18 protein-coding genes and 2 pseudogenes are annotated in these 22,707 nt (G+C 72.2%); 13 read left to right on the forward strand and 7 right to left on the reverse strand.

Going from position 1 to position 22,707, the window contains the following annotated elements:
- The first annotated feature begins 83 nt into the window (after window positions 1-83).
- From argG to ACGFIR_RS24395, 3 genes and pseudogenes are all read left to right on the forward strand, one after another.
- Window positions 84-1,535 (forward strand): argininosuccinate synthase, encoded by a 1,452-nt coding sequence (gene argG / locus ACGFIR_RS24385; protein WP_393002645.1) that lies wholly within the window; start codon window positions 84-86, stop codon window positions 1,533-1,535.
- 180 nt (window positions 1,536-1,715) lie between these two features.
- Window positions 1,716-3,191: pseudogene (locus tag ACGFIR_RS24390) on the forward strand (PucR family transcriptional regulator ligand-binding domain-containing protein); the annotation flags it as partial.
- A gap of 117 nt (window positions 3,192-3,308) precedes the next feature.
- Window positions 3,309-3,749: pseudogene (locus tag ACGFIR_RS24395) on the forward strand (PucR family transcriptional regulator); the annotation flags it as partial.
- A 154-nt stretch (window positions 3,750-3,903) separates the two neighbouring features.
- Here the strand turns inward: ACGFIR_RS24395 and ACGFIR_RS24400 are convergent.
- Window positions 3,904-5,253 (reverse strand): hypothetical protein, encoded by a 1,350-nt coding sequence (locus ACGFIR_RS24400; RefSeq protein WP_393147346.1) that lies wholly within the window; start codon window positions 5,251-5,253, stop codon window positions 3,904-3,906.
- Between the two features lie 88 nt (window positions 5,254-5,341).
- Here ACGFIR_RS24400 and murD point away from each other — a divergent pair, with 88 nt between their 5' ends.
- Entirely contained in the window at window positions 5,342-6,688 is a 1,347-nt protein-coding gene (murD, locus tag ACGFIR_RS24405; protein WP_393147348.1) for a UDP-N-acetylmuramoyl-L-alanine--D-glutamate ligase, read from the forward strand.
- Window position 6,689: 1 nt separating this feature from the next.
- Here murD and ACGFIR_RS24410 read toward each other — a convergent pair whose 3' ends face one another.
- From ACGFIR_RS24410 to ACGFIR_RS24420, 3 genes are all read right to left on the reverse strand, one after another.
- Window positions 6,690-7,256, reverse strand: coding sequence for a DUF6114 domain-containing protein (locus tag ACGFIR_RS24410; RefSeq protein WP_393002651.1), 567 nt, complete (start codon window positions 7,254-7,256; stop codon window positions 6,690-6,692).
- A 1-nt stretch (window position 7,257) separates the two neighbouring features.
- Complete coding sequence (locus ACGFIR_RS24415) at window positions 7,258-7,887, reverse strand: DUF6230 family protein (RefSeq protein WP_393002653.1); 630 nt, start codon at window positions 7,885-7,887, stop codon at window positions 7,258-7,260.
- Window positions 7,888-8,193: 306 nt separating this feature from the next.
- A complete protein-coding gene (locus ACGFIR_RS24420; protein ID WP_393002655.1) occupies window positions 8,194-8,970 on the reverse strand; it encodes a TetR/AcrR family transcriptional regulator in 777 nt (258 codons plus the stop codon).
- A 376-nt stretch (window positions 8,971-9,346) separates the two neighbouring features.
- Between ACGFIR_RS24420 and ACGFIR_RS24425 the strand changes: the two genes are divergently transcribed.
- Window positions 9,347-10,039, forward strand: coding sequence for a Tat pathway signal sequence domain protein (locus ACGFIR_RS24425; protein ID WP_393002657.1), 693 nt, complete (start codon window positions 9,347-9,349; stop codon window positions 10,037-10,039).
- 62 nt (window positions 10,040-10,101) lie between these two features.
- Here the strand turns inward: ACGFIR_RS24425 and ACGFIR_RS24430 are convergent, their stop codons facing one another.
- A complete protein-coding gene (locus tag ACGFIR_RS24430) occupies window positions 10,102-11,097 on the reverse strand; it encodes a hypothetical protein (protein ID WP_393147350.1) in 996 nt (331 codons plus the stop codon).
- 127 nt (window positions 11,098-11,224) lie between these two features.
- A complete protein-coding gene (locus tag ACGFIR_RS24435) occupies window positions 11,225-12,808 on the reverse strand; it encodes an acyltransferase (RefSeq protein WP_393002661.1) in 1,584 nt (527 codons plus the stop codon).
- Window positions 12,809-13,002: 194 nt separating this feature from the next.
- Between ACGFIR_RS24435 and ngcE (ACGFIR_RS24440) the strand changes: the two genes are divergently transcribed.
- From ngcE (ACGFIR_RS24440) to ACGFIR_RS24450, 3 genes are all read left to right on the forward strand, one after another.
- Window positions 13,003-14,418 (forward strand): N-acetylglucosamine/diacetylchitobiose ABC transporter substrate-binding protein, encoded by a 1,416-nt coding sequence (gene ngcE, locus ACGFIR_RS24440; RefSeq protein ID WP_393002663.1) that lies wholly within the window; start codon window positions 13,003-13,005, stop codon window positions 14,416-14,418.
- 63 nt (window positions 14,419-14,481) lie between these two features.
- Window positions 14,482-15,390, forward strand: a complete 909-nt coding sequence (locus tag ACGFIR_RS24445; RefSeq protein WP_393002665.1) for a carbohydrate ABC transporter permease — start codon at window positions 14,482-14,484, stop codon at window positions 15,388-15,390.
- Entirely contained in the window at window positions 15,387-16,295 is a 909-nt protein-coding gene (locus ACGFIR_RS24450; RefSeq protein ID WP_393002667.1) for a carbohydrate ABC transporter permease, read from the forward strand. The genes ACGFIR_RS24445 and ACGFIR_RS24450 overlap by 4 nt, the downstream gene beginning before the upstream one ends.
- Window positions 16,296-16,495: 200 nt before the next feature.
- Here the strand turns inward: ACGFIR_RS24450 and ACGFIR_RS24455 are convergent, their stop codons facing one another.
- A complete protein-coding gene (locus tag ACGFIR_RS24455) occupies window positions 16,496-17,485 on the reverse strand; it encodes an N-acetylglucosamine kinase (protein WP_393147351.1) in 990 nt (329 codons plus the stop codon).
- A 191-nt stretch (window positions 17,486-17,676) separates the two neighbouring features.
- On the opposite strand from ACGFIR_RS24455, the gene ACGFIR_RS24460 reads away from it, so the two are divergent.
- Genes ACGFIR_RS24460 through ACGFIR_RS24480 form a run of 5 tightly spaced genes read left to right on the forward strand, consistent with a single transcriptional unit; the run spans window position 17,677 to window position 22,702 of the window.
- Window positions 17,677-18,639 carry a MurR/RpiR family transcriptional regulator gene (locus ACGFIR_RS24460; protein WP_393002671.1) on the forward strand — a complete coding sequence of 321 codons (963 nt, stop codon included), beginning with the start codon at window positions 17,677-17,679 and terminating at the stop codon, window positions 18,637-18,639.
- Window positions 18,636-19,385 (forward strand): sugar isomerase domain-containing protein, encoded by a 750-nt coding sequence (locus tag ACGFIR_RS24465; RefSeq protein ID WP_393002673.1) that lies wholly within the window; start codon window positions 18,636-18,638, stop codon window positions 19,383-19,385. Before ACGFIR_RS24460 ends, ACGFIR_RS24465 begins: the two co-directional genes overlap by 4 nt.
- A gap of 26 nt (window positions 19,386-19,411) precedes the next feature.
- On the forward strand, window positions 19,412-20,848 hold the full coding sequence (ngcE, locus tag ACGFIR_RS24470) for an N-acetylglucosamine/diacetylchitobiose ABC transporter substrate-binding protein (RefSeq protein ID WP_393002675.1): 1,437 nt from the start codon (window positions 19,412-19,414) through the stop codon (window positions 20,846-20,848).
- Between the two features lie 16 nt (window positions 20,849-20,864).
- On the forward strand, window positions 20,865-21,773 hold the full coding sequence (locus ACGFIR_RS24475) for a carbohydrate ABC transporter permease (RefSeq protein WP_393147721.1): 909 nt from the start codon (window positions 20,865-20,867) through the stop codon (window positions 21,771-21,773).
- The gene (locus ACGFIR_RS24480; protein WP_393147353.1) at window positions 21,773-22,702 is read left to right on the forward strand and encodes a carbohydrate ABC transporter permease; all 930 of its coding nucleotides are present in this window, start codon (window positions 21,773-21,775) and stop codon (window positions 22,700-22,702) included. The genes ACGFIR_RS24475 and ACGFIR_RS24480 overlap by 1 nt, the downstream gene beginning before the upstream one ends.
- Window positions 22,703-22,707: the final 5 nt, after the last annotated feature.

Genomic DNA, 22,707 nt, shown 5'->3' on the forward strand with positions numbered 1-22,707 from the left:
TCGGCGTACGTCTGCCGTCTGGTCCTCCGCGCCCGTCGGCGCGGCGTTTGCATGGCCATGCGCCCTGGTGCATAATCTTCCCTGTGTCCAAGGTTCTCACCTCCCTGCCCACCGGTGAACGTGTCGGCATCGCCTTCTCAGGCGGCCTCGACACCTCGGTCGCGGTCGCGTGGATGCGCGACAAGGGCGCCGTTCCCTGCGCCTACACCGCCGACATCGGCCAGTACGACGAGCCCGACATCGCCTCGGTGCCCGGTCGCGCGCTCAGCTACGGCGCCGAGGTCGCCCGGCTGGTCGACTGCCGCGCCGCCCTGGTCGAGGAGGGCCTCGCGGCGTTGACCTGCGGGGCCTTCCACATCCGCTCGGGCGGGCGGGTCTACTTCAACACCACCCCGCTGGGCCGGGCCGTGACCGGGACCCTGCTGGTGCGGGCGATGATCTCCGACGACGTCCAGATCTGGGGCGACGGCTCGACCTTCAAGGGCAACGACATCGAGCGGTTCTACCGCTACGGCCTGCTGGCCAACCCGCAGCTGCGCATCTACAAGCCGTGGCTCGACACCGACTTCGTCACGGAGCTCGGTGGGCGCAAGGAGATGTCGGAGTGGCTGCTGGAACGCGGCCTGCCGTACCGGGACAGCACCGAGAAGGCGTACTCGACCGACGCCAACATCTGGGGCGCCACGCACGAGGCGAAGACCCTCGAACACCTCGACACCGGCATCGAGACGGTCAACCCGATCATGGGAGTCCGGTTCTGGGACCCGTCGGTGGAGATCCCCACCGAGGACGTCACGATCGGCTTCGACCAGGGCCGCCCGGTGACGATCAACGGCAAGGAGTTCGGCAGCCCCGTCGACCTGGTGCTGGAGGCCAACGCCATCGGCGGCCGGCACGGCATGGGCATGTCGGACCAGATCGAGAACCGGATCATCGAGGCCAAGAGCCGGGGCATCTACGAGGCTCCCGGCATGGCGCTGCTGCACGCCGCGTACGAGCGGCTGGTCAACGCCATCCACAACGAGGACACCCTGGCGAACTACCACAACGAGGGCCGCCGCCTCGGTCGGCTGATGTACGAGGGCCGCTGGCTCGACCCGCAGGCGCTGATGCTGCGCGAGTCGTTGCAGCGCTGGGTCGGCACGGCCGTCACGGGCGAGGTGACGTTGCGGCTGCGCCGGGGCGAGGACTACTCGATCCTGGACACCACCGGCCCGGCGTTCAGCTACCACCCCGACAAGCTGTCGATGGAGCGCACGGAGGACTCGGCGTTCGGCCCGTCGGACCGGATCGGTCAGCTCACCATGCGCAACCTGGACATCGCCGACTCGCGGGCGAAGCTGGAGCAGTACGCCACCCTCGGCATGGTCGGCGGCCCGGCTCCACAGCGGATGGTCGGCGCCGCGCAGGCAGCCTCGACCGGGCTGATCGGTGCGATGCCGCAGGGCGGCGCGGAGGCCATCGCGTCCCGGGGCGTTTCCTCCGCCGCCGACGAGGCGCTCGACCGCGCCGCGATGGAGTTGGGCGTCGACTGAGCAGCTCGCGGCGGTGGTCGCGTCCTCACCAGACTGTCCCTAGGCGGACCCGCCCGTCGCTCCAAGCAGGCTCGGGCGGGTCCCGCTGCCGGGTGGCGCGGGGTCGAGAACGGGCGGCTCTGGCCCGACACCGAACGCTGCCCGTGCGGAATTGGCGTCACGGACGGTAGCGTGTCGCCCGTGTTTCCTACCGTCCGTGAGGTTCTCGCGCTGGACCCGGTCCGCCACGGGGCCCCGCGCCTGGTAGCCGGGGATGTCGGCCTCGACCGCCCGGTGCGCTGGGTGCACGTGACGGAGGTGCCGGACATCGCCCCGCTGCTGGGCGGGGGCGAGCTGGTGCTCACCACCGGCATCGGACTGCCCGCCGACGACGCCGGGGTGCGTGCCTTCATCGGTGACCTGGCGGACGTGGGCGTCTCCGGCCTGGTCGTCGAGCTGGGCCGCCGGTACGTCAGTGCGGTTCCCCGGGTGATGGCCGCCGCCGCCGAGCGGCGCGGACTGCCTCTCGTGGAGCTGCGACGGGCCACCCCGTTCGTCCGGATCACCGAGGCCGTGCACGCGCTCATCGTCGACGCGCAGCTGACCGAGTTGCGGGCGACGGAGGAGATCCACCAGCGTTTCACCGAGCTGTCGGTGGAGGGCGCCGGCCCCGGCGAGGTGGTACGGCAGGCGGCCGAGCTGTCCGGCTGCCCCGTGGTGCTGGAGAACCTGTCCCGGCAGGTGCTCGCGTACGACCCGGCGGGGGAGAGCGCCGAACTGCTGCTGGACTGCTGGGAGCAGCACTCGCGCCGGATCCGACCGGCGGGGCGGACCGCGTACGACGGCGACAACGGGTGGCTGGTCACCACAGTGGGCGCCCGGGGGCAGGACTGGGGGCGGCTGCTGCTGCGCTGGCCGGGCGGAGGTGACCTGGCGGCCGGCCGGCGCGTGTTCGACCCGACCGGGGCGGGCGGCGTACCGGTCGCGACCGTCGCGCCGTGCGCGGCCCCGCCCACCCGACTGACCATCCTCGTCGAGCGGGCCGCCTCGACGCTGGCCCTGGGCCGGCTGATCCGGCGGGACGCCGAGGGCCTGGAGCGGCAGATCCACCGTACGCTGCTCACCGCCCTGCTGGACCACTCCCTACCGGTGGACGAGGTCGCCCTGCGGGCCCGCGCCCTCGGGGTGGTGCTGGAACGGCGGCACCTCGTCGGGGTGATGGTCCGGCACCGCGCCGACGACCCGGCGGGGGAGGGCGGCCCGGCCCCGGAGCCGGGACACCCGGCCGACCCCGGCGCGGGCGGTCCGGAGGCCGGCCAGGCGAGACTGCGTGATCTGGCCGAGGCGGTCGGGCAGGCATTGCACGAGGCGAAGCTGACCGGCCTGTCCAGCCCCGTCGACGACCACGCCGTCGGTGTGCTGCTCGCCCTGCCGGAGCCGGCGGCCGAGGACCGGGCGCTGGCCGCGTTCGCGAGCGCGCTGCGCCGTACCCGCCCGGACATCCCCGCCCGCCCGGACACCCCCGCTCGTCCCAACGGCCTCACTCGCCCCGACGGCTCTGGCCGTCCCAACGGCTCCGCCCGCCCGGACGGCACTGGTCGTCCCAACGGCTCCGGTCGTTCCGACGGCTTCGCCCGTTCCGACGGCTCGGGCCGTCCCGACGGTTCCGGTCGTTCCGGCAACTCCGGTCGCCCCGACGGACAGGCTCGCCCGGGCGGGCCCGTGCGTGACGACGGATCGGCCCGGTCCGGCGGGCGGACGAGGGGCGTGGCCCGGTCGACGGGCGGTGGGCTGCTCGTCGCGGCCGGTTCGGGCGTGGCCGGCCTGCGGGAGGCGCGACGGTCGCTGGTCGAGGCCCGGCAGGTCGCCGACGCCGCCCGGCGGGACCGGCGGGACCTGGCGGTCTTCCGGCTACCGCACGTGGGGCTGGCGGGGCTGCTGCACCTGCTGCGCGACGAGCCACGGTTGCAGACCTTCGTCGAGCGGGAGCTGGGCGCGCTGCTGGCCTACGACGCGCAGCATCCCCGGGAGCAGTTGCTCGGCACGCTGCGCGCGTACCTGGAGCAGGGCCGGAACAAATCGGCGGCGGCCGGGGCGGCGCACCTGTCCCGACCGGCGTTCTACGAGCGGCTGGCCCGCATCCGCCGCATCCTGGCCGTGGACCTCGACTCGGTGGAGGCCTGCCTCTCCCTGCACGTCGCCCTACTGGCCCTGGACGCCATCCGCACCCCCTGACCACCCAGCCCCTGCCGGGCCCCCACTCCGCCCGCTCCGTCCGCCCGCCCCGCCTCCTCCGCCCCGTCGATCATGAAGTTGTTGCTGCGACACGCCGGGGCGAGGCGCAACAACTTCATGATCAACCGGGCCCGTGGGGCGGGCGGCGGGAGGGTCAGGTGAGAGTGGTCAGGGTCTTGGCGTAGGGCGGGGGGATGTGGTTCGGGCCGCCCGGGGTGAAGACGTCCGAGGTGGCGGCGGCCGACCAGGCCGTTTCCGGTACGGCGTCGACCAGGGCGCGGACGACCGGGGCGTCGCGCCACTGCTCCTGCTCGGCGAGCAGGCTCAACGCCACCACCGACTCCTCCACCTCGCCGACGCACTCGAACGGCTTGTGCCCGTCCACGCCCAGCAGCTCCCGGTAGCCGGGGATCTGCGACCCGTCGGCGAGCAGGTCGCCGCCGAAGATGTGGATGATCCGCTCGCGGGACATGAACGGCGCCATGGCCAGGAAGACGAACCGGCACTTCGGGCAGTCGCGGCACCAGCGCTCGCTGGCGTCGCGCAGCTTGAACGCGGCGTTGCAGCTCGTCACCACGTCGTCGTAGCGGTCGATCTCGGCGAAGAGCCGGGCGATGTGCAGCTCCGACAGCGAGCGCAGCAACGAGAAGTACGGCTCGGTCAGCCCGGCGTGCTCGGCCAGCGCGGCCCGCAGCAGGCCCTCCGCCTCCACGCCCTTGGACCACTGGTGGTTGATCTCGTGGCCGTTCCAGACCAGGTTCGGGTCCGACGCCGAGCGCTCGTTGGACATCACCACCGGGCCCAGGCCGTGCAGCACCGCCGTGGCGACGGCGATCAGCGAGTTGATCGCGGTGACCGGGATGTGGCCGTTGCGCGCCCCGGCGGCGTTCAGCTCGAACAGCACCGGGTCGATGCGCCGCCGGGCGGCGAGCGGGGTGAGGCCGGACGCCTCGTTCACGGCGACGATCACGTGGTTGGGGTTGACCGAGAACGGCACCGGGTCGAAGCCCGCCCGGCGCAGCGCCTCCAGGCTGACGATGGAGTCCTTGCCGCCGCCGACCGCCGAGAGCGGGCGCCGGTCGGAGTCGTCGTACTTCCGGGGCGGGGACACCTCGCCCGCCGGCACCTCCGGGCGCAGCTCGAGCACGTGCGGCAGCTGGTTGCGGTACGCGTACTCCGCGAGGCCCTTGGTGTAGACGGCGGTGACCAGCTCGGCGGCGGCCGTGCCCAGCGGTGCCGGCAGCACCAGGCGCGGCGGCGCGGCGGCCTTGTAGTAGCTGACCCCGGCGACCACGTGCAGCAGCTCCAGCACCCGGCCGAGGGTCGCCACGGTCTCGTCCGACGGCGGCGCGTCCGGCAGGGGAAGGGTGACCACCTCGGTGAACCGCTGCTCGCCGTCGGCGCCGGTGAGGGCGTAGTCGAACAACACCTCCCCGGTGGAGAGGTCGATCGAGTAGGACGGGAAGGTGAAGGCGTCCATCCGCCGCAGCTGCTCATTGGGCACACGCCATACTAGGCCCTGGTTCGTCCGGCCGTGTCCGGCTGTGGTGGACCCGCCCCTGCCTCACCGTCGACATTCTTGAGGAGAGCCAGTGCGCCTGTCTGACCTGCGCGGACGTACCGTCGCCGTCTGGGGGGCCGGCCGGGAGGGCCGGGCCGCGGTGACCGCGATCGCCGCGCACGGCCCGGCCGAGCTGGTCGCCGTCGACGACAGCGCCAACTTCCTCAGCCTGCCCTGGGAGGGGCCGCTGGCCGAGGCGGCGCCGCTGGTCACCGGCGAGGAGGGCTTCGCCCGGCTGGCCGCCGCCGAGGTGGTGGTCCGCTCGCCCGGCGTGCCGCAGACCCACCCGTGGCTGGTGGAGCTGCGCCGGCGCGGCGCGACCGTGACCCAGGGCACCGCCCTGTGGATGGCCGACCATGCCGCCCGTACGGTCGGCGTCACCGGCAGCAAGGGCAAGAGCACCACCTCCAGCCTGATCAGCCACCTGCTCGCCGCCGTCGACCGGCCGAACGTCTTCGGTGGCAACATCGGCGTGCCGACGCTGGACCTGCCGGAGGCGGAGCTGTACGTGCTGGAACTCTCCAGCTACCAGTGCAGCGACCTGACCGACTCGCCCCGGGTGGCGGTCGTCACCTCCCTCTTCCCGGAGCACCTCGACGCGCACGGCGGCGAGCGCGAGTACTACCGGGACAAGCTCAACCTGCTGGCGCACGGGCCGCGGACCGTGGTGGTCAACGGCGCCGACCCGAGGCTCGCCCTCGAACTGGGCGACCGCGCGGCGGTGCGCGCCGGTCTGCCGGACACCGCCCACGTGGCCGGCGGCGCGGACGGCACGCCCTGGTTCCACCTCGGCGACCGGCCGCTGTTCCCGCGCGCGGTGCTGCCGCTCGTGGGCCGGCACAACGAGGGCAACCTCTGCGTGGCCCTCGCCGTGCTCGACGCGCTCGGCGTCGACGTGGTGGCCCGCAAGGACACCCTGGCCGTGGCGGTCGCCGAGTTCCAGGGGCTGGCGCACCGGCTCACCGAGATCGCCGACCCGTCCGGTCTGACCTTCGTCGACGACACCCTCGCCACCAGCCCGTACGCGGCCATGCACGCCATCGACGCGTACGAGGGGCGGCCGCTGACCGTGATCGTCGGCGGCGCCGACCGGGGCCTGGACTACACGCCGCTGCGCGAGCACCTCGCGGAGCGCGAGCTGACCGTGCTCGGCATCCCCGACAGCGGCGCCCGGATCGTGGAGGCGCTCGCCGGGCTGCCGAAGGTGCGTACCGAGGTGGTCGACGACCTGGTCGCCGCCGTCCGGCGGGCCCGGGAGCTGACCCCGGCCGACGGGGTGGTGCTGCTCTCCCCGGCCGCGCCGAGCTACGGGCGGTTCCGCAACTTCGAGCACCGCTCCGAGGTCTTCGCCCAGGCGGTACGCGACACCGCCGGCTGACTCAGCCCCGGTCGGCGGGCGTCGGGTCCGCCGGGCGGCCGCCGGGAAGCAGCGCGGTGCCGACCTCGTCCTCGTCCGCCCGCTCGTCCTCGCGTTCGCGCCCGTCCTCGTCCTCCTGCTGGTCCTCGTCCTCGCGCTGGTCCGCGGTGTCCGGGGCCGGTGCGGCGGTGGTGTCGGTCGGTCGCCGCTTGTCGGGGGTCCAGGCGAAGGCGAGCGCCCCGCCGACCAGGGCCAGCAGCATCCCGACCACGAATCCGCCCAGGTTCGAGGTCAGCCAGGAGACCAGCCCGAGCAGCAGCGACAGCACGGCGTAGAAGACCCGCTGCTGCGGAGTGGCGATCAGCAGCACCCCGCAGAGCACCAGGACGGCCGGCACCAGGTACGCGGCCAGCCCCTGTGGCCCGATGTGCAGCAGCACCCCGAGCGGCGCGCGCAGGGTCACGAGCATCTCCACGCCGCCGAGCGCGATCAGCACTCCGGCGGTGAACGGGCGGCCCCGCCGCCAGCGGCGCCAGCGCCCGCCGGGGTGGCGGGCGGCTGGCGCCGGGTGGTGTCGTCCGGTGGTCACGTCAGCAGCCGTCGGAGGTGAACGCCATGCGCAGGTTGGGCAGGTTGAACACGGCCGCCGTGGTGGCGTAGTTGTTCTGCCGCAGGTTGGTGATGGTGACCGTGTCCGCCTGCTGGGCGAAGACGCCGGGGTTGCCCTTCACGCCCGGCACCTGGTCGAGGGTGCTGGCGTCCTGCCCGACGTTGATGTTCTTGAAGGAGGCGTTGCCGGCGACCTCGTCGCCGTCGACGACCAGGGTGCGGGCGGTGACCGGCTTGCCGTCGCCGCCAGCGGTGATCTTCAGGTAGACGCCGCCCAGGTTGATGCTCTGGCAGAGGTTCGTCAGCTCGGCCTTGTCGACCGCCGAGACGATGACCAGCACCTGCCCGCCGGTGTCGCCCTGGTTGGGGCTGTCCGGGATCATCTGGTCGAGGGTGGCGAACTGCTCGAAGCCCGTGCCGGTGAGCTTGTCGGCGGTGACGGTGAACGGCATGCCGGAGATGGCGAACTGCGCGCCCAGCACGCCCTCGGCGGTCAGCACGACCATGCCGGCGGCGCCCGCCACGACGGTGCCCAGCGTGACGGCGAACCGGCGCCAGCGTACGCCGCTGCGCGGCGGATCGGCTTCGATCGGTGCGAGCTCATCCGACATGGCGTCTCCCTTTCGAGATCAATTCATCGGCGACAATGGGAAATCGGCTGTGGGGTCTGCGCAGGCTGAAGTTACCGCCGAGTAAATCGCAGGTCAACGGCAGGTGGCGGCTGGTTGCGGCGGTATCTGCCAAATACGGCCAAAGTGAAAAACCGCTGCGGTTTCCGACCGGCTGCCCCGTGGCCGGCTGCCCGGCGACCGGCTGCCCGCCGACCGGGCGTCCGGCGGCCGGCTGCCCGCCGACCGGGTGTCCGGCGATCGGGTGTCCGGCGACCGGGGAAGCCCGGTCGGGAGGCCGGGTCGCGGTCAGGCCAGGGTGGCCGCCTCGCCGGTCGGCGCGCACGGCGCGGTCGCCCCCGGGCCGTCGTCCGGGCGTGCGTCCCGGGTCGCCCGGGCCGCGCCGTCGGTGCCGAGGAAGGGCGCGATGGCCGCGTAGGTGAGCACCGGCAGCAGTTGCGGCAGCTCCGCCGCGCGACCCTGGGCCACCCGGCTGCGGACGGTGGCGTGGATCCCGCCGACCACGGTGGACACCAGCGCGTCCCGGTCCACGTCGGCGGCCGTCGGGACGGGGCCCGCGTCGGCGAAGAACCGGCGGAAACTGCCGAGCAGGGCGTCGCGCTCCCGGCGGGCGTCCGGGCCGGCCGCGTCCACCTCGACGAGTGCCATCCGGGCGAAGGCGGGCACGCTCGCCAGCACCTCCAGCAGGGTGCGCAGCGCGGCGCGGGCGGCGTCCGACCACGTCGGTCCGGCCTCCCGGTAGGCGCTCTCCATGAGCTGCGACAGCACGGCGATGCCATGCCGGTACGCGGCGAGGAACGCGTCCTCCTTGCCGGTGAAGAGGGCGTAGAAGGCCGGTCGGGTCACCCCGGCGGCGTGGCAGATGTCGGTGACCCGGGCGTTGTCGTAGCCCTTCGTCGCCACCTCCCGTACGAGCCCGTCGAAGAGCCGGTCGCGCTGGGTCGCGGCCACCGCCTCGGCGGAGAGCCGGCGCGGGCCGCGTTTGATCGCGCGATCGGGGTCGCGCCCGGGGCGCGCCCCGGGCAGGGGTGCCGGCGCCGGTTGCGGGCGGCGCTGCGTGGTCAACTCGTCCGCCTCTCCAATCGATTGACTTTGCGACCCTCCGGGGTTTATAACTTTCTGCACGCTCAGTTGGGATCCCATCACTGTTGGTGATCTTCCGGATGGTCACCCGTCGACTCATCGAATGGAGGGCTCGATGGCTGCCATTATCGCGGAACAGCAGCGCCCTCCCAAGGCCGGAAAGACGCAGGTGACGCGGCCGCGCCGCAGTGCGCCACCCCGGCCTGCCCGCTGACGTCGCAGCACCCCCGCGACCCGCCGCCCGGCCGCCGACGGCCGCCGGCAACCTCCACCGCCGTCCGTCACGCGACGGCCCCGATCGCCACGCGGGCAACCTCCCGCGCCTCCGATCACCCCGTCCCTCCCGGAAGGAAGAACCATGCACAGGTACGGACGAATCGGCGTGGGTCTCGCGACCCTCGCGCTGCTGACCGGTCTCGCCGCCGCCCCGGGCTCCGCCGCTCCCGGCTCCGGCGCCGCGCCGGCACCGTTCGCCAGCAACGTGCTGACCTACCCGACGCCGGGCGGCACCGCCGTCGCCGTCAACGACGTGATCCAGGCCAGCCTCAGGACCGGCACCAACGCCACCTTCTACTCCTCCGCCACGGGCACCACCGGCGTGAAGTGCGCCGCGTCCAGCTTCAGCGCCAAGGTGCTGACCAACCCGGTCGCCCCCGGCACCGCCACCGAGAGCCTGACGGCACAGTCCTTCACCAGCTGCACCACCAACGTCATCGGCACCACCGGGGTGCAGAGCGTGGCCGTGCAGAACCTGCCGTACGCGACCTCGGTGACCAGCGCCGGCGTGGTCAAGATCAGCGGTACGGCGACGGCGCCGATCCAGAGCACCGTCGTGCTGAACTCGCTCCTCGGCCCCATCACCTGCGTGTACCGGACCAGCACCAACAGCCTGACCGGCACGGCGACCACCACCAACTCGATCATCTTCACCAACCAGACGCTGACGAAGTTCTCCGGCCCCAGCCTCTGCTTCGGCACGGCGTACTTCTCCGCGACGTACTCGCCCGTGCGGGACGTCACCCAGGGCAACAGCCCCGTCTACGTCAACTGACCGCGATCCACCGGGCCGGTGTGCGGCGCTCCGCCGCACGCCGGCCCCCGGCCGTGCGGCGGTCAGCTGTCGCCGAGCGCCGTGTGCAGGGCGCGCATCGACCGGATGGCCGACCGGATCTCCTGGAGGTAGCGGCCCGGGGTGAGCGCCGGCTCGGGCAGCCCGGCCAGGTCGGGCAGGGCCGGGTCGACGCCGACGGTCTCGATCGCGCAGCCGTACGGCACGGCGAGGGTACGCAGCGCGTCGCAGTGCTGGAACGGCACGTAGATCGGCGCGGTCACCACCAGCACCGGATCGCCCGCGCGCAGCCGGACGTGCTCGGCCCAGAAACGCTGGGTGTCGGCCGTGTGCGCCCGGCGCCGCGCCGGGTCGCTGGACGGGGCGGCCAGCACCCGCACCGGCGGGCGGTCCACGGGCCGGTACGTGCGCGACGACCAGGAGTGGTGCGGGTGCCCGGCGTCGCGGCCGTCGTCCTCGACGGGGGCGGCCACCCCGAACTCGCGCCGCACCGCCGCGTCCAAGGCCGCCACCTCCGTGTCGCAGGGCGCGACGCCGACGGTGTTGAGGCTCCGGCACTCCTCCTCGGACAGGGGGCGGAAACTGCCCAGCACCGCCACCTCGCCGGTGACCCGGATGCCGGCGCGCAGCAGCCACGCCGCGTACGCGACCCTCCGCTGGCAGGCGTGCGCCAACCCGCCGAGCACGACCAGGTGGGCGTACTCGGACCGGGCGGGCGCCGCCGGGCGGACCATGCCCAGCGCGGCGGCGGTGGCGAGCACCAGCCGCGCGGTGGCCGGGTCGAAGGCGGGTTCCCGGGCGTCCGGGCGCTCGCGGCCACCCCGGAAGTCCCAGTGCCGGGCAGAGAAGGCGTCGAGCGCGGCCAGCACCGCCGCGAGCTCCCCGTCCGGCCAGTCGCCGCCGAAGTGCCCGACCAGGGCACGCAGCGGCGCCGAGCCCACCCAGGCCCGTACGCCGGCCGCGATCGTCTCGTCGCTCGTGCCCGCCGCGCCGGTCGGCAGCGCCAGGACGCCAGGTGGCGTCTTCTCACCGGTCCGCACCGCCGGATCGTACCGACGCAGCCGGTGCTGAGGGGACGAACGAACGGGCCGCCAGCCCGGTGCCGGCCGCTGGCGGAAAGGCATCGCGGCGGCAGGGAAGAAGGCGTCCGCAGCCCGCCACGGCGGCTCAGCCCCGGCGTGCCCACCCGGATCTGAGCAGCCGCAGCGTGCCGGCCCCGGCCAGGTACGCCACCAGCGCCGGCGTCGGCACCCCCAGCGGCTCCGGTGCCGTCTTCGGCGTCTGGGCGTTGAGCACCAGGGCGTACACCACGGCGGCGAAACCGGCGGCGGTGAGCGCGGTGCGCACGGTGGCCCGCCACCGGGGGCCGGCCGGCGCGCTCCCGCCGGCCGGGGTCCCGGCGGTCCGCCCGGGGCGCCCGCCGCCGTCGCCGCCGTCGCCACCGCCGCCGCCACCCCCGCCGGTGCGGCCGGTGCGGGCCTCGATCGGGCCGAAGACGGCGACCAGGACGGCCAGCACCACGGTCAGCATGAGCACCCACGGCACCCGCCAGGCCAGCCACGCTGCCGACCCCACCGGTGGGGTCGGCAGCATCCCGGCCGCGTCCAGCGCGCCGACCAGCAGGATCGCGGCGCTCAGGTGCCAGAGGAAGACGGTGAGCACGACCGCGTTCACCGCGATCACCGCCTGCCACGGGCGGGAGCGGCGCAGCCAGCGCTCCGCCGGGTCGCGCAGCAGCAGGATCAGCCCGAACTGGGCGGTGGTCAGGGTCAGCAGGGCCAGGCTGGGCGGGGCGGCGTTGTCCAGGCGCTCGCCCGGCACGTTGAGCATGCTCACCGGGTACGGTCCGAAGGTGGTCAGCAGCACCGTCGCGCCCAGCCCGCCCAGCAGTGCCCCCGCGCCCGCGCGGCGGGACAGCGGCCACCGGCGCCACTCTGCCCCCGCGGGGCGGGGTGGGACACCGCCCCGCCCGGACGCGGCGTGCGGACCTGGACGGGCGCCGTGACGTCCAGCGTCGGCGTGATGTCCCTCGTCGGCGTGCCCGGCGTCGCCGTGACGTCCCTCGTTGGCATGATGCCCCTCGTCGGCGTGCCGCCGGGTGTCGGCGGCGCGCCAGGCGATGCCGAGCTGGTGCACGGCCAGCCAGCCGAAGACGTAGTTCGGCACCGCCAGCTCGGCCGGGCCCAGCGCCCGCCCCACGTCGCCGGCGACGACCAGCGCGGCCAGCGCCGACGGCACGAGCAGGCCGAAGCGCCGGTGCAGCGCGAGCATCGCCGGGGTCAGCGGCACCACGATCAGGTAGGCGGCGAGGAACCAGAGAGGGATCGTGGCGAACCAGCCGACGGTACGCACCAGCGGCGCCCCGACGCCGAGCAGCGACGCGAGCGCGCCGCCACCGGCGATCACCAGCAGCAGCGCGGTCGTGGGACGCAGCAGCCGGGCGCCCCGGTCCAGCAGCCAGGCGGTGGCGTCGCCGCCGGCAGCCCGGCGCGCGGTCAGCGAGGCGGCGTTGGCGTACCCGCCGACCAGGAAGAAGACCGGCATGACCTGGGCGATCCAGGTGAGCGGGTACGCCCACGGCAGCTCGGGCAGCGCGGAGCGCCCCGTCGGCCGGCCGCCGGGGTCCTCGCCGATCGCGGCGACCGCCCAGTGGCCGAGAACGACCATGCCGATCGCGAGCGCCCGGAGCAGGTCGACGTAGCGTTGCCGACCAGCGGGGGTGTGCGCGGCGAGTTGCCGCAGGCGGCGCATGGCCCGAGGCTACGTCAGGCGCCAACTGGCCGGTGCTGATAACGGTTCGGTCCCCGGGGGTTGAAGTCCGAGCCCTCCTGCCGTAGAAATTCTTCAGCAACATGTTGCGAACTGAAGACAAATTCCCCTGCGCCTCGTGCGGCGGTCGCCATCCCCCATCCGGCGGGCCGCCCGGACCGATCCGAGGAGAGACCATGAACAGGCGTGACATTCTGCGGCGCACCGCCGCCGCGGGCCTCCTGGCCACCCCCGCCGCCGGCCTGCTGGCCGGCTGCGCCACGGGCGGTGGCGGCGACAAGGGCGACGCCGAGACCTACAAGGGCACCAAGAGCGAGCAGAACCCGCTCGGGGTGAAGGAGGACGCGCCCCTCGAGGTGGTGATCTTCAACGGCGGCTTCGGTGAGGAGTACGCGAAGGCCCACGAGGCCATGTACACCGAGAAGTACCCGAAGGCGAAGATCAACCACTCCGCGACGCAGGAGATCGCCAAGACCCTCCAGCCGCGCTTCGTCGACGGCACCCCGCCCGACGTGGTCAACAACTCCGGCAAGGACCAGATCGACTTCAACAGCCTGGTCTCCCAGAACGCCATCGCCGACCTGGGCGAGCTGCTCGCCGCGCCGAGCCTCGACATCCCCGGCAAGACGGTCAAGGACACGCTGCTGCCGGGCGCCGTCGAGGTCGGCTCGTACGACGGCAAGTTCATGGTGTTGAACTACACCTACACCGCCTACGGCATCTGGCACTCCACCAAGCTCTTCGCCGACCGGGGCTGGCAGTACGCCAAGACCTGGGACGAGCACATCGCCCTGTGCAAGCAGATCAAGGCGGCCGGCATCGCCCCGTGGACGTACGCGGGCAAGCACCCCCGCTACATGAGCTGGCCGGTGATCGCCACGGCCATCAAGTTCGGCGGCCCGTCCGTCGCCACCGCGATCGACAACCTCGAGCCCAACGCGTGGAAGTCCGACGCGATGAAGGCCGCGGCGGACGCCTGGCACCAGATCGTCAAGGACGGCTACATCCTCTCCGGCTCGCCGGGCCTCGACCACGTGCAGTCGCAGACCGCCTGGTGCCAGGGCAAGGCCGCCTTCATCTCCTGCGGCTCCTGGCTGGAGAGCGAGCAGAAGAAGGTCACCCCCGAGGGCTTCAACATGACGATCCAGCCGACGCCCAGCCTGGGCAGCGGCGACAAACTGCCGTTCGAGGCGATCCGCGGCACCGCCGGCGAGCCGTTCATGATCCCGGCCAAGGCGAAGAACCTGGCCGGCGGCCTGGAGTACTTCCGGGTCATGCTGTCGAAGAAGGGCGCCCAGGACTTCACCAAGAAGGTCTCCAGCCTGACCGTGGTGGCCGGGTCGACCGAAGGCGTCGAGCTGCCGTTCGGCCTCAGCACCGTGAGCAAGGCGCTGGACGCGTCCGGCAGCAACGGCTTCAACTGGGTCTACAACAACTACTACCGCAAGCTGGAGCGTGAGCTCGTCGACGCCGCGTGCGGCGAGTTCTTCAGCGGTCGGATCGGCCCGGCCGAGTTCCTCGACATGTGCCAGAAGGGCGCCGACTCGATCGCCCAGGACAGCGCGGTCAAGAAGTACAAGCGGGCCGCGTGACATCCGGCCGGTGGGGGCGGGTCAGCCCCCACCGGCCCACCGCTGGGGGAGTAGGTCCTTCTCGTGAGACATGGCAAGTACCCGCTGATCATCACGTTCCTGGTGCCGCCGCTGCTGCTCTACGGCATCTTCGTGCTCTCGCCGTACCTGCAGGCCTTCCAGATCTCGACCACCGACTGGCTCGGCTACTCGGCCGAGACCAACTCCGTCGGACTGGCCAACTTCGAGCGCCTGCTGGACGACGGACGGGTGTGGAACGCCCTGAAGAACAACGCGTGGCTGCTCGCGATCGTGCCGGTGGTGACCATCGTGCTCGGCCTCTTCTTCGCCACGATGCTCAGCATGGGCGGTCGCAAGGGCCGGGCGGGGGTGACCGGCGTACGCGGCACATCCGTGTACCGGATGGTCTACTTCTTCCCGCAGGTGCTCTCCGTGGTCATCATCGCCCTGCTGTGGAAAGAGGTCTACCACCCCAACAGCGGCCTGCTCAACGGTGCCCTCGGCACCGTCGGGCTGCCCACGCCAGCCTGGCTCGGTGAACCCCGGTTCGCCTTCTGGTGCGTACTGGCGGTGATGGTCTGGAGCAACGTCGGCTTCTACGTGGTGCTCTTCGGGGCGGCGATGTCGGCGATCCCGCGCGACATCTACGAGGCGGTGATGCTCGACGGGGCGTCGCGGTGGACCACCCTACGCAAGATCACCATTCCGCTGCTCTGGGACACCGTGCAGGTCGCCTGGATCTACCTCGCGATCGCGGCCCTGGACGGGTTCATCCTGATCCAGCAGATGACCAACGGTGGCCCCAACTTCTCCTCCGACGTCATCGGCCTGCGGATGTACGAGACCGCGTTCGGCAGCGAGAGCAGGTTCGGCTATGCCTCGGCGATCGGCGTGGTGCTGTTCTTCCTGACCCTCTCGGTGGCGGCACTGGCGCTGCGCGCCGCCCGGCGTGATCGGATCGAGTACTCGTGACAACCCTCGACAGGACCGCGTCCGACGGCACCGCCGTGGCGGACCAGCCAACGCCGCAGGCCCGCAAGCTCCGCCGCGACATCGGCGTCGCCAACGTCTTCTCGCACTGGTTCCTGCTGCTCTGGGGCGCGTTGACCGCGCTCCCACTGCTCTGGATGTTCCTCAGCTCGTTCAAGAGCGACAAGGAGATCCTCTCCGACCCGTGGGGGCTGCCCGGCGCGCTGCGGTTCGAGAACTGGGCGCGGGCCTGGACCGAGGCGCACATCGGCCAGTACTTCCTGAACAGCGCCATCGTGGTGACCGGATCGCTCACCCTGACCATGCTGCTGGGCGCCACGGCGGCGTACGTCTTCGCCCGGTACGAGTTCCGGGGCCGGCAGTTCCTCTACTACCTGTTCGTCGGCGGGATGATGTTCCCCGTCTTCCTGGCCCTCGTGCCGCTGTTCTTCGTGGTGCGCAACGCCGGTCTCTTCGGCACCTGGACCGGACTGGTGCTGGTGTACGCCGCCTACTCGTTGCCGTTCACCGTCTTCTTCCTCACCGCCTTCTTCCGGACCCTGCCGACCGCGGTCGCGGAGGCGGCGCTGATAGACGGCTGTGGCCACTTCCGGCTCTTCTTCCGGGTGATGCTGCCGATGGCCCGACCGGGTCTGATCAGCATCGCGATCTTCAACTTCCTCAACCACTGGAACCAGTTCATCCTGCCGCAGGTGCTGATGCAGGGCGACGACTCCAAGTGGGTGCTGGCACAGGGCCTTGCCGCCCTGGCGGTCAGCCAGGGCTACCAGGGCGACTACAGCGGACTCTTCGCGGGCCTGACGATCGCCACGCTGCCGGTGCTGATCGTCTACATCCTCTTCCAGAGGCAGATCCAGTCGGGTCTGACCGCCGGCCAGCTCAAGTAGCCTCGTCCGTTCCCGATCACCTGTCGGCCGGCAGGCGCGGCTCGCGCCGTCGCCCTCACCGTCATCGCCCTCCCGCCCCCTGATCGAGGGGCGGGAGGGCGACGGTCGTCGGGAGGAAGGCCACCCACGGCGGTCGCGGCCCCGGACGCCGGCGCGGGAGGGCGACGCCGATCGGGAGGCCGGTCTGTGGGCGGGGCCGGTCAGGACGTCGGCGGCACCAGGCGGGCGTGCAGGGCGACCGGTTCGGTCACCTCGGGCAGGTCGCGGGCGGCCAGCCAGGCGGCCGCTGCGGCGCCGTCGCCGGCCGAGTGCAGCGGGGCGTCCGGCCACCGCCGGGCGACCTCGTCGCGGACCGCAGCGGCCAGCGGGGTGTCGCCGGTCAGCAGGCCGCCGCCGAGCACGACCGGGGTGGTGTCACCGGGCGGTCGGATCCGCGCGGCGCTCGCCGCCAGGTGCGCGGCGGCCTCGTCGATCAGCCCGGCGGCGACCGGCTCCCCGGCCACCGCGGCGGCGACCACCAGGGGCGCGAGCCGGGCCAGCTCCACGGGAGGCTGCCGGGTGACCGCCTGGACCAGCGCGTCGACGGTGTCCCGGGGGCGGGCCGCCACCTCGGCGGAGCCGAGCAGCGCGGTGAGTACCTCGGTCGCCAGCGCGCCCGGCGCCTGGGCCCGGTCCAGGTCGGTGAGCAGCCGGCGGACGGCCTCGCGGCCCAGCCAGAAGCCCGATCCGGCGTCGCCGAGCAGCCAGCCGTGACCGTCGGCCACCCGGTCGAGCCGTAGCTCGCGGACCCCGGCGGCGATCGCCCCGGTGCCGGCGATGAGCACGGTGCCCTCGGGGCTCGCGGTGCCCGACGCGTACGCGACCAGCGCGTCGCCGTGCACCGCGTACGGGCAGCGCAGGCCGGCGTCGCGCCAGGCCCGGTCGAAGGCGTCCCGCCCGGCCGGGTCGGCGAGGAGTCGGCCCGCTCCGGCCAGCCCGATCGTGCCGCCCCGTACCCGGGCGGGATCGACGTCGGTGAGCGCCTCCCGCAGGGCGGCCAGCAGTTCGCCGGCGGCCCGTTCGGCGCCGTGGCTGGTGGGGTTCCCGCCGCCCGCCCGACCGCTGCCCAAGCGTCGCCCGTCCAGGGCCAGGGCGGTCGCCCGGGTCGACGTACCGCCGACATCGAGACCGACCACGACGGTGTCGGACATCCGCAGCCACTCCTTCGATCGACGCCGCGTTCATGCTGGTCGGCCCGGCCGCGGCGGGCAAGGGGCGGAGCGCCTCGGGGCGTGTGCGCCAGGTAACAGTTTGAAAACTTCGCCCATGGTCTTGACACGGAGGGGCTTTCAGTAAGAACTTTTACCACTAACAGTTAACCTTCTTTTCGGAAAGGTGCCCCATGGTTGATCACGAGGTCGACACCCCCGCGGGGACCGCGGTGGTCGACGCCGTCGCGGTCGACCGACGGGGGGCGCTCGGGGTCGGCCCCGACGGCGTGCTGGCGCGGGTCCGCGCCGGCGTGGGCGAGCTGACGGGTGCTCTGCGCCGCGTCGCCGAGCACGTGCTCAGCGACCCCGAGGCCGCCGCCCGGGCGACCATCGTGGAGCTGGCCGAGCGCAGCGGCACCTCACCGGCGACGATCACCCGGTTCTGCCGCGCGATGGGCTTCGAGGGCTACGCCGACCTGCGCCTGGGCATCGCCGCGGAGACCGGCCGGGCCCGCTCGGCGGGGTGGACCGTCGACATCGGACGCGAGATCCAGCCGAGCGACCCCCTCTCCCGGGTCCTCGACCAGATCATGGCCGCCGACACCCGCGCCATGCACGACACCGCCGCGCTGCTCGACCTCGCCGAGGTGGAACGGGCCGCCGTCGCCATCGCCGGTGCGTCGCGGGTGAACATCTTCGGCGCCAGCGGCAGCGCCCTGGTCGGCGAGGAGATGCAGTTCAGCCTGCACCGCATCGGGGTGGCGGCCTGGGCCTGGAACGACGTGCACGAGGGGCTGGCCAGCGCGGCCCTGCTGCGTCAGGGCGACGTGGCGCTCGGCATCTCGCACACCGGCCAGACCCGGGAGACCATCGAGATGCTCGCCGAGGCGGGCAGCCGGGGCGCGACCACCGTGGCGCTGACCGGTTTCCCGCGCTCGCCGCTGGCCGAGCTGGCCGACATCGTGCTGCTCACCGCCAGCCAGGCCACCACCTTCCGCCCCGACGCGCTGTCCGCCCGGCACCCGCAGCTGGTCGTGCTCGACCTGCTCTACATCGCCGTCGCCCAGCGCACCCACGACCGCGCCCACGCGGCCTTCCGGCGTACCGCCCAGGCCGTCGACGGGCACAAGGCCGCGAAGGGGGCCAGCGCATGATCAGCGCCCAGGCGTACGCCGACGCCGTCCGCCCGGTGCTCGACCGGCTCGTCGACGCCAGCGCCGACGGGATCGGTGCCGCCGCCGACCTGATCGCCACCAGCCTGCGTGCCGGTGGGGTGCTCCAGGCGTTCGGCGCCGGCCACTCCGAGGCGTTCGCCGCCGAGCTGGTCGCGCGGGCCGGCGGGCTGGTGCCCACCAACCGGCTCTCCCTGCACGACCTGGTGCTGCACGGCGACGCCCCGCGCGACGTGCTCGCCGACCCGAAGCTGGAGCGCGACCCCGCCGTCGCCCATCAGCTCTACGCGCTGGCGGCCCCGCAGCCGCGGGACGTGTTCGTGGTGGCGTCCCAGTCCGGCATCAACGGCTCCGTGGTCGAGCTGGCGACACTGGTCACCGGACGCGGCCACCCGCTGATCGCGGTCACCTCGGTCGCGCACACCGCACGGGTCGCCCCACGGCACCCGTCCGGCCGGCGCCTCGCCGACCTCGCCGACGTCGTGCTGGACAACGGCGCGCCGTACGGCGACGCACTGCTGCCGCTCGAGGGCGGCGGCGCGGTCTGTGCGGTCTCCTCGGTCACCGCGGCGCTGCTGGCGCAGCTGCTGACCGCCGAGGTCGTACGACGGTTCCACCAGGCCGGGGAGGTACCCCCTATCTACCTCTCCGCCAACGTCCCCGGCGGGGACGAGCACAACCACGCCCTCGAGTCGCGGTACGCCGGGCGCCTCCGGCGGACCGCCTGACCCGAACATCCCAAGGAGAGACGACGATGCCGATTACCCCCGACAACCCGGCCGACCTGAGCCGCCGGACCGTGCTGCGCCGGGCCGCCGCGGTGGGCCTGCTCGCCACCCCGGCCATCGGCCTGCTGAGCGCCTGCGCGACCAGCGGTGGCGACGAGGAGAACGAGCAGGTCGCCGGCGGCACCAAGAGCGCCACCAACCCGCTCGGTGTCGCCGAGGACGCTGCCATCGAGGTGGTCATCTTCAACGGTGGCTACGGCGAGAAGTACGCCACCGACGTGCACCAGCCGCTGTACAAGACGGCGTTCCCGAAGGCCGAGATCAAGCACCAGTCGACGCAGGCCGTGTCCACGGTGCTCCAGCCGCGGTTCGCCTCGGGCAACCCGCCGGAGTTCGTGAACAACTCCGGCGAGAAGATGATGGACTTCGGCGCCCTGGTCGCCGACGGCCAGCTCCAGGACCTCACCGAGCTGTGGGACGCCCCGTCGGTCGACGACCCGAACAAGAAGGTCCGGGACACCGTGGTGCCGGGCACCGTCGAGGCCGGGTCCTTCAACGGCAAGCCGTACGTCCTGTACTACGTCTCCACCGTCTTCGGCATCTGGTATTCGGGCAAGCTGTTCAAGGACAACGGCTGGGCGCCGGCGAAGGACTGGTCGGAGTTCACCGCCCTGCTCGACAAGATCAAGGCCAAGGGCATCACCCCGTACGGCTACGCCGGGGCGAACGCCGCGTACTACCAGTGGAACGTGATCCTCACCCACGCGGCGAAGATCGGCGGCACGGACGTGCTGAAGAACATCGACAACCTGGAGGACGGCGCCTGGCAGCAGGACGCGGTCAAGCAGGCCGCCGCGGCGTGGGCCGAGATCGGCGCCAAGTACGTCGACAAGAGCTTCGAGGGGCTCAAGCACACCGACGTGCAGCTGCGGCAGAACCAGTACAAGCTGGCGTTCTACCCCAGCGGCGACTGGCTGGAGGGCGAGCAGAAGAAGGACACCCCGTCCGGCTTCGACTACCAGATGATGCCGGTGCCGAGCCTGTCCGCGGCGGACAAGCTGCCGGCGACGGCGCTGCGGGCGACCGCCGGTGAGGGCTACTTCGTCTCGGCCAAGAGCAAGAACCCCAAGGGCGGCCTGGAGTACATGCGCCGGATGCTCTCGGTGGCCGGCGCGAAGGGCTTCACCGAGACGGTCAAGGCCCCGACCGTGGTGACCGCCGGCTCGGACGGCTTCGCCTTCCCGCCCGGTGTGGCCAGCTCGCAGGCCGCGCTCAAGGCGGCCGGCCAGGACGTGTTCAACATCTACTTCGACGGCTGGTACAAGGAGCTCGACACGGAGGTCCGCACGGCCACCAACGAGCTGATGTTCGGCCGGATCAAGGCGGACGCCTTCGTGGAGCGCATCCAGAAGCGGGCCGACGCGATCAAGAAGGACAGCTCCACCACCAAGTTCAAGCGCTGATCGGGGCGTGAGGGTCATGCGGCACGGCAAGTATCCGTTCGTGATCGGGTTCCTCTTCGTCCCGGTCACGCTGTACGTGGTCTTCGTCATCGCGCCGTACGCGCAGGCGTTCCAGATCTCGACGACCAACTGGCGGGGGTTCTCCGCCCCGCAGTGGGTGGGCTTCGACAACTACCGGAGGTTGTTCGACGACGACAACTTCTGGAAGGCCGTCCAGCACCACGGCGTACTGCTGCTTGCCCTGCCGCTGATCACCATCGCCATCGCGCTGTTCTTCTCGTTCATGCTCAACGTGGGCGGCAAGAGCAGCGGCGGGCAGCGTCAGGGGGTCTGGGGGTCGAAGTTCTACCGGGTGGTGTTCTTCTTCCCCCAGGTCCTGGCGGTGGCCATCATCGCGGTGCTGTTCCAGATGGTCTACCGGCCGAACGAGTCCGGTCTGATCAACGGCGTGCTGATGAAGCTCGGCTTCGACCCGGTGCTCTTCCTGGTCCGGCCGAACCTGGCGCTCTGGTCGATCATCGCCGTGCTGGTCTGGCAGGCGGTCGGCTTCTACGTGGTGCTCTTCTCGGCGGGCATGGCCTCCATTCCGGGCGAGATCTACGAGGCCGCCGAGATCGACGGGGCGAGCCGGGTGACGCTCTTCTTCCGGGTCACCCTGCCGCTGCTCTGGGACACCCTCCAGGTCGCCTGGGTCTACCTGGGCATCGCCGCGTTCGACGCGTTCGCCATCGTCTCGGTGCTCTCGGTGGACGGCGGCGGCCCCGACGGCGCGACCACGGTGCTGGCCATGGAGATCTACCGCAACGCCTTCCACTACTCGAAGTACGGCTACGCCTCGGCCATGGGCGTGGCGCTGTTCTTCCTCACCCTCACGTTCGCGGCGTTGACGCTGCGGCTGACCAAGCGGGAAAGCGTGGAGTACTGATGAACCCGCAGACGACGCTGCCGCCGACACCGGCGGCACTACCGCCGAAGAACGTCAAGCCGGGCGCCGCGGGCAAGCGCGGGGGCGGGGGCCGACGCTCGGAGGTACGGTTCTTCGCCAGCCTCGGGCACGTGGCGCTCGCGGTCTGGGCGGTGATCGTGATCGTGCCGATCCTCTGGACCTTCCTCGCCTCGTTCAAGAACACCACGGAGATCTTCAGCAGCCCGTGGACGCTCCCGGCGGAGCTGCGGTTCGAGAACTACGCCCGGGCGTGGACCACGGCCAACGTCGGCCGATACTTCCTGAACAGTGTGATCGTGGTGACGTTCAGCGTCCTCGGCACCATGCTGTTCGGTTCGATGGCCGCGTACGTGCTGGCGCGTTACAGGTTCTGGGGCAACCGGGCGATCTACTACCTGTTCGTCTCGGGGCTGGCGTTCCCGGTCTTCCTCGCCCTGGTGCCGCTCTTCTTCGTGGTGAAGAACCTGGGGCTGCTGGACACCCACACCGGGCTGGTGCTGGTCTACATCGCCTACTCGCTGCCGTTCACCGTGTTCTTCCTGACCGCGTTCTTCAAGACGCTGCCGACGTCGGTCGCCGAGGCGGGCATGATCGACGGCTGTTCGCACACCCGGCTGTTCTTCCAGGTGATGCTGCCGATGGCGAAGCCGGGCCTGATCAGCGTCGGTATCTTCAACATCATCGGCCAGTGGGCGCAGTACCAGCTGCCGCTCGTGCTGCTCTCCAACGCCAAGGACAAGTGGGTGCTCACCCAGGGCATCGCCGATATCTCGGTGAACGCCGGCTACGAGGCCGACTGGTCCGGCCTCTTCGCCGCCCTGACCATCGCCATCCTCCCGATGATCATCGTCTACGCGATCTTCCAACGTCAGATCCAGTCCGGCCTCACCTCCGGCGCGGTGAAGTGACCCGG

Source organism: Micromonospora sp. NPDC049051 (assembly GCF_043197575.1).
In the GTDB taxonomy this organism is placed as follows: Bacteria; Actinomycetota; Actinomycetes; order Mycobacteriales; family Micromonosporaceae; genus Micromonospora.